Source organism: Klebsiella sp. 28, assembly GCF_018223905.1.
In the GTDB taxonomy this organism is placed as follows: domain Bacteria; phylum Pseudomonadota; class Gammaproteobacteria; order Enterobacterales; family Enterobacteriaceae; genus Klebsiella; species Klebsiella pneumoniae.
Map to the genome: position 1 here is coordinate 1 of NZ_JAGRQY010000303.1, position 7341 is coordinate 7341.

Sequence of the window (7341 nt, forward strand, 5' to 3'; positions counted from 1 at the left end):
GATAGGTTCATAATAATATTTCTCTCCATCCATTTGGAATAAAATTATGATACCATCACAATAACTATTCCCACGTACTATTATTTTGCTTTTTTTCATAAAAACCTCATTTAATGTTAATGACTGTTGTATATTTTCTTTATTATCAATTTCCTCAGTATAATCATCGATAATGTTGTTTTCTGATACTGAGTTTAAGTCAATATCGACATTAGGCGTAAACTGTGGAAAAAACGTTCTCTATGCCTCTACTGGCTCTTCTCAATGATTATTTATAGTCCCGGCTCTTTATAGGATTTAATGTTCTGTACTGGCCCTATAGAAAGAGATTCGCATTTATCATTGTATGTTTTCCTTCTTGCACCAGAATATTTTTATTAATAAGTTTCTGCCAGCATTTACTTACGTTAGATTTACTCATGGCAAGCTCTTCTGCAAGAGCAGATTGTGAGACACTGGCGATCAGATTTCCATTCTGCATGAGCTTACATAAACGGATCATTATTGTATATTCTGCACCCGACATGTTCTTCCCGAGCGTTTCCAGATTATCTAAAAAAGCGTGAACATAGACTATTCTCTGTTGTATATCAGAGCTATGTTCTTTGTTTACATTTGCTGTTGCTTTATCTTTTCGGTTTCTATTGTGGAATCCGTATATCTCTAGCTTTTGCTTATCAGTAAAATTATTTCTGTATATGTAATCTTCCACTCCTTCACTGCTTAAGGTCATTATTTTATTGTAATCAATGCTCATGTGTTTCCCTTTTTTTATTATTGTATGCATTTATATAATGCAGGGCGATTCATTGTCAAAAATAAATGTGAAAAAATGAAATAAAATACACTTTTGCGAAATTACGTTCACTGATTTCGATGGTTTTTAAATATAACAGAGTTTTCAAAGAAAGATGTTTGGTTTCAGTACAGAAAAATTTCACTGTAAAATAATTAATATAATGATTTTAATGGCTTAAGCTTGGAGTGTGCCAGTCAAATGGTTCCGTTTTATCATCTGTCATATCTTTACTTTTAATGATAGACAGCAAGTGATTGTATAAGACAATCACTAAGCGCTGCTTGGTTATAGGGATATGTTATTTTTTTCTTTTACTACATAGCGGCTATCGCCGCAATTATTTATGGATAAATCCGTCATTACAGGGATGAACCCTGTTCCAGCAATGTGATTGTCTTGAACAATCACGAAGTGCTGCTTATGTGCATGTTTTTCATTCAGTGAAGAGTAAATACCCCTTTTTACAGAGTTAACACTTTACACGGCTATGGGATCTTCTTTAAAGCAGGATGAGGAAACGATCTAAATACGATCCTTTTTTACTTTCCTAGCCAGTATGGAAACTACCTAATGAAAGTAAAAATATATTAATGTCAGCGTCAGGGCGTAGCCGTGCTTTAGCACATGAGCGTCAGCTCATAGATGGTGGTGATTTTCAAAAAAAAGATTTTAATGTAATAAAATGGAAAGCTCTGCAATAAAAAATGCAACCCGAAAATGGTTAATCATTTTAAGGTTGAAACCCCATGTGGCGATCATAAAAATCGCCCGGTTTCTGTTTATCCTCTTAAGTATTATCTCTTACTTCTTGCAAAATTAAATTGAGACAAAATCGGCTTGTAGCCCTTGCTGTATAAGGGATTGAACAAAAAAACGGGACTGACTGTACGGTCAGTGTTCCTGACTCTGTGGTCAGTATTCCTGACTGTACAGTGAGCTTTCCTGACTCTGTAGTCAGTTTCTATGTCATTTTATTGGTTAAAAATGACAGTGCTTTAAATTATAGTCACTGGAATACTTGCGATTTCTAAAATATTTTCGCAAAAAAATATGCAAAAAACTTGATATCTATTTTGTGCATGGTATTTAATTATAAATAAAACAATAAGAGGTAATGTCGTGATGGATGAAATAGAAGTTGATTTAGATTTAGGCTTAAATCCTTTTTGCTTTGAGACAGAGATAAAGATTGAAACAAGAAAGAAGAACCTGACTGTTTTAAGAGGAACAGAACTTATTGAAAGGAAAGATGCCAGCAAATCTTATTTTGCCAATATAGTACATACACAAGAGGTCGATAAAGAAGAGTTCATTAAGCTCTACACTTCCCAGATAAAAGCATATTTTGATTTAACGAAAACAGCGTACAAGGTGTTTTTCATATTTCTCCGTATCTATCAGGATGCGATAGGTAAAGATCACTTTTACCTGAGCTGTAAAAAAGCAATGTCGCTTGCGGAAAAGATAGATCACTTCGTCTTGTCTGAATCTATCTTTTACAGAGGCATAAAAGAACTTATTGAGAAACGTATTATTGCTAAAACGAATGAAAAAAACTGGTATTTTATAAATCCTGCTATTGTGTTCAATGGTGATCGTGCTCGCTTTGTTTCAGAGATTATAAAAAAGAAAGAAGTAATGGAAGAACAACCCGAAAGCGTTGCCAGTACTGACCGAATAAATAAAAATATTACAGAAGAAGATAGATCAATTGAGTCAGTGATAGCTGATGTTAATGACCAAGAGGATATTGATTTGTTAATCGCAAGATTACAGGCTAAAAAGTCCCAAGGGGCGATGATGAGTAAAAGGATGGGAGGATGTATCACTATTGAGGCCGCAACACTTTTACCACCAGAAGAACCGTTAGATTGGGATAATATTTAAAGGCATTTACACAGATGATGTGTCGTTATTGAGTAAATAAGATGAGCGAGAATGCTTCATATATAAATGTCGTGTGAAATGTTATTTATATAACCTGAGTTAAATTTGATTTTTCTAAAACAAACATGGTATTAAAAATAAAAAAAAGGAAAATCAAACAATGAATAATATTAAAATCATTACGCTCTTTAACACCAATGAAAACATACCATTTATGATCTGTATAGTTAAAGATGTTGAAGAGAAGGAGTACGGGATAAAACTTACTCTCGAAAATGACAATAACATCTTTATCAAAGATTACGGTTCATTCTTTCTGTCTGAATCAGCAGATGATTACGATAAGGCGCGAATGGTAAATGTGTATGGAAGATTTATTTCTGAACTCAGCTAAGTCAGCGAAGAAACAGTAAGATCGCTGATGCCATAAACCAAACCCTAAAACATCCAGTCTCCCAATACACCCCGTTAGTGTTCTAGATGAAGTGACGCAGGGTGAAAGCTAAAGCATCAGATGAATCAACACTGATGAGTGCGTTTGGCCTGCAAGATCCGCATGAATCCATAGCTGAAGATAACTTCCTATCTTAACTGGAAGCTGCAGGAAGTATCGTATTTCACACCGATATGGGTTAGTACCTGAATACAAAGGTACAGACATCCGGATAGCTATTGAGCCGATAAACCTTGCGCACATGCGAGATCTGACCAATGGCTATGTGGTAATGTTCAGGAGCGGTGAGTTCGAGCATGAGATAGAGGGCGATCTCTATGAGGCGTTATCTCAACCTGTTGATAGGCTTAAGATCGCTGTTGTGTTGTGTGAGAATGGATAAATAGATAATATCGTATTCAATTTTGGGATGTTAGTTGATATTTTTAAGAGACATATGATGGATATCAGAAACTCAGCTCGTGCTTTACTTATTGATACTAATTATAAGGTTCTGTTATTTAAATTCAGATTTAAAAATATAAAGGATAATCTCGATTCTAGTGTTAATGAATTCTGGATCACTCCCGGCGGTGGATTGGAAGCTAATGAAAATTTTGAACAAGCTTTAAAACGTGAGCTAGTAGAGGAAACAGGTTTAATTATTAAGGACAAACCAATATGGGTTTGGTCAAGAAATGTTATTTTTAAACGTAATGGTGATGAATTTATTAGCCATGAACAGTACTATATCATCTATGCTAATACTTGTGATATAGGTGAGATTGACCTCACTGATAATGAAAAAAACAACATTTTAGACAAACGGTGGTGGAGTCTTGAGGAAATGAAATTCTCTAATGAGAACTTTAGACCCATAAATATCAATAAGGAACTTGAAAGAATAATTTTAAATGGCATTCCTAATCACCCGATAACCATCGATTGAGATGATATTAAAGGGAAGTAAAGAGCCGAATGTGTGATGTTCATAAGAAAATTAAAGTTTAACATTGGCTCTTTAAATATAATAATTAGTCCAACAGTCCCTTCGAAACCTTACTCGTCGTTTGACTGAAATTATATCGCTCAACAACATTCCCTTTGAACCAGATCTCAAGGGAGTTCATATGCGCCGTGTTGCTGTTCTTAAGTAGGGCCAGACCGGGAATGTAGTTTGAAATCTGAGTCTCGCCCGACATGCTGGAATAAGACCACATTTCCTGACCATCATTAGTACCTCGCGTCTGAGGCTCACCGAATGCATTAATAACATCTTGCTGGGTAGTTTTCCCTTTAATGATTTTGGCTTTTACGGTTTGTTGGGATTCGTCTTTAAGGGATTTGTTGCCGTAGGTGGTGCAAGCGGTAAGAGGCAGGATCACCAGAGCAGCGATAAATAGTTTTTTCATGTTAACTCCATATAAACAGTAAACGTAAAAATAGGCGTGAAAAAGCCGGGACCAGCGTTGTGTTCAGGCTGTCCATCGAAATAGGTCATGTAAATTAGTGGTGAAGAAAGTCGCTTATCAAAAGCCAGTGAGTCTTTTATCTAATCAGCTCACGGCATTCTTCATGGTTGTTTTCCCTGATGTTGCATTAATAAAGGTCCAGAAAGGGCCATAGGGCAGTGCTGGCTGTTGGTCATAGGGTTTGACCCTCTATCCCTACAAACCAGCGCATAAACGCTCCAGTGATCCTTTCGTTTACTTTATCCAGTAACGATTCATCTAGCAAGAAAATGATCGGTATTGCAGATCGATAACCTAGTATTGATAGTCTTGGTCGATTAATAATACCTTATCGATCGGTGTTTTAATTGATTTAATCGATCGAATAACAAGATATGATAGCTAGTATCTATCTTTGTTTTGATTTTGATCGTTACAAACGATATGACGGCCCATTAAAATAATTGAATCCTATCAATTGGTTAATCAGGTGGTTTTGCTGCGTTATGCCAGTAACAACAAGCTCTAGCGCCTACAGGTGCGCAGCAGGCTACCTCTACATAACAGCATTTTTGATTATCGGGATGGATAGGAAGATGAAGAAGATTTTACTCGTTACTTGCACAGCTCTTGCTTTGGCGGGATGCGGTGAAAAAGGCGATTTTGAGAAAGCAATCAACGCGAAACTATCACAATCAAAGCTGTGTTACGCCCTGCAGGACAACGACATTGTATTCAACAAAGGTTTTCCGGTTAAGGTTAATCGCGGCTACCGTTCTGCCGGATACAGTGCCAGTGATGAAATCCTTAAAGGACTTGTTGAACAAGGGCTGATCACTGTTTCACAACAGGCAAATGGCTTTAGCAGTGTTGATGTTCTGGAAGTAACAGACAAAGGCCAAGAGGTTGAGTTTTGGGATCGTGAGAACGGTGCCTGTGTCGGTCATCGGGAAGTTTCTGAGATAAAGGAATGGACCGAACCGGGAAACGGTAATCAGAAAGTTGTTCGCGTGTCTTATACATGGAAGTTAACGGATGTTCCCTCATGGGTGGACAAAAAAGCGTTCTCCAGTGTTAAAGGGATGGCTGAACCAGAAGAAGCCAAAATAGTTCTGGTAAAAACCAATAACGGCTGGTCTGCACGGTAATTTCAGGGAAAACGCTATGAACTCTGTCTATTGGGTGATTTTCATGGGGCTGCTGATAAACATACCATCACTGGCTCCAGTGCTGCTTCTCAGGAAAGCAGAAAAGAAGGTTAAAGTATCGTTGTCATTGAGGTTTTTTCTTCTTAATGCTTTCTTGGTGCTGTCGTTAGTGACGCTATCGCAGAACATCACACAAAAATACAGGCTGTTTCCAATATGGCTGGTGTTAGCTGCTATCGTGCTGTTTGCTGTCACGCTGGTACCAACGGTAAAATTTGTGCGTAAGTATTTAACTGTTGGGAAAAGTCGGGCCGTTATCCTGTCATCATTTCTGATTGTCTATGCCGTAAGATTTCATAGCGTGTTTTCAAACGATTATGGCAGCGGATATACAGTTAATGGATACAATACGGTGTGGACGTTGTTCTTCCTGTTTGCCTGCCTGCTGGCTTATCTCGGTAGTGCTGGGAGTAAAACATATTCTGGTTATTCTGCTCCGTCATCTGCATCGCAACCAGATTATTTTAAGCCGACCAAAGAATATGAGACGCAATCACAGATTGATTATGATATTGCAGTGAAGGGACGGAGTGTTCTGTCTGACACCAATCTGAGTATTGTTGAACAGCAGCGTTATCGGGATACTTTACATAAAAGAGAAAACTAGTTTTTTCACTTCGGTGAGTGTTAACTGAGTCACTAAAGGCAAATACAATATGTGTTTGCCTTTATATAAAGCATGGTTAAATCTTATTCATGGTAAGCGTTTTCAATATTTCATCCTTTACTTTTTTTGTATCGCCATCGTTGTATTTCATGTTTGCGTAGCATATCACATTATTAAGTAATTCTTTATCATTACTAAAAACGTACCTTTTTGCGCTTAAATAATTTAACAAAGAAAGTTTAAAACAGAACTCCCTGATGTCTATTTTATCGAGGTTGATATTATTTATGAATATCACATTAGGCGACCAAATAAATATAAACCTATCGTCCAGTGAAGGCTCGTTATCGAAAATACAAAATGGAAAATCTGAGCTGATAACACTGAATGTGGTCCGCAGTAAAATAAGATTTTTATTATTAGGATTTCTAAAAATATTCTTAGCTGGATGTATTAGGCTCTTATATATTTTTATGATTGAATTATGGTCAATTAAAGATTCGAATGAGATTATTTCCTCTCGCATTTCACTCAGCAAATGATGAACATCGCTAATATCAGCCGGAATACTTTTATTTTCACTCAGTATGTTATTAATTGACTCTGATAGAGTTGTTTTCCCCATCTTCTGAATGAAATAACTATCGTTTATGGTCAGCCTCCAATAAAAAACTGATATTATATAATTGAAAATGCGTGCGTAATATGGGATGTCCAACAGTTCCCTTAGCTTGATTTTATAACTAAAAGGAAGATATTTACTTCTATCCAAAACACTTTTATTACTAATCGTTCTGTTCTTTATGAGTTTTTCGTAATCTAATGTTAATCTTACAAATTCGGCCATTACTCCTTCTAACTCTCCAAGACTTTTTTCAATAAAATAGTCTTTTTCCCCATGTAAATCTAAAGTGTTCCGATTCTTTTCATAGCAAATTTCTTTTGTGGTTTTAGGT

General features: G+C 36.4%; 7 protein-coding genes and 1 pseudogene. 5 read left to right on the top strand and 3 right to left on the bottom strand.

Annotated features, from left to right (window positions below):
• Positions 1-129: 129 nt before the first annotated feature.
• Positions 130-757, bottom strand: a pseudogene (locus KHQ28_RS28585) (hypothetical protein); the annotation flags it as partial.
• 1164 nt (positions 758-1921) lie between these two features.
• On the opposite strand from KHQ28_RS28585, the gene KHQ28_RS28590 reads away from it, so the two are divergent.
• The 3 genes from KHQ28_RS28590 to KHQ28_RS28600 all read left to right on the top strand — a co-directional run bounded on the left by KHQ28_RS28590 (position 1922) and on the right by KHQ28_RS28600 (position 4068).
• Positions 1922-2686, top strand: coding sequence for a hypothetical protein (locus tag KHQ28_RS28590; protein ID WP_023302099.1), 765 nt, complete (start codon positions 1922-1924; stop codon positions 2684-2686).
• Between the two features lie 160 nt (positions 2687-2846).
• The gene (locus tag KHQ28_RS28595; protein ID WP_032419487.1) at positions 2847-3080 is read left to right on the top strand and encodes a hypothetical protein; all 234 of its coding nucleotides are present in this window, start codon (positions 2847-2849) and stop codon (positions 3078-3080) included.
• 496 nt (positions 3081-3576) lie between these two features.
• Complete coding sequence (locus KHQ28_RS28600) at positions 3577-4068, top strand: NUDIX hydrolase (RefSeq protein WP_157847139.1); 492 nt, start codon at positions 3577-3579, stop codon at positions 4066-4068.
• Between the two features lie 85 nt (positions 4069-4153).
• Here the strand turns inward: KHQ28_RS28600 and KHQ28_RS28605 are convergent, their stop codons facing one another.
• A complete protein-coding gene (locus KHQ28_RS28605) occupies positions 4154-4531 on the bottom strand; it encodes a hypothetical protein (RefSeq protein WP_023302096.1) in 378 nt (125 codons plus the stop codon).
• A gap of 635 nt (positions 4532-5166) precedes the next feature.
• Between KHQ28_RS28605 and KHQ28_RS28610 the strand changes: the two genes are divergently transcribed.
• The gene (locus tag KHQ28_RS28610; RefSeq protein ID WP_023302095.1) at positions 5167-5718 is read left to right on the top strand and encodes a membrane lipoprotein lipid attachment site-containing protein; all 552 of its coding nucleotides are present in this window, start codon (positions 5167-5169) and stop codon (positions 5716-5718) included.
• 16 nt (positions 5719-5734) lie between these two features.
• A complete protein-coding gene (locus KHQ28_RS28615) occupies positions 5735-6385 on the top strand; it encodes a hypothetical protein (RefSeq protein WP_023302094.1) in 651 nt (216 codons plus the stop codon).
• 76 nt (positions 6386-6461) lie between these two features.
• Here the strand turns inward: KHQ28_RS28615 and KHQ28_RS28620 are convergent.
• Positions 6462-7341, bottom strand: an 880-nt coding sequence (locus KHQ28_RS28620) for a hypothetical protein (RefSeq protein WP_181255800.1), incomplete at its 5' end; no start/stop codon positions are given.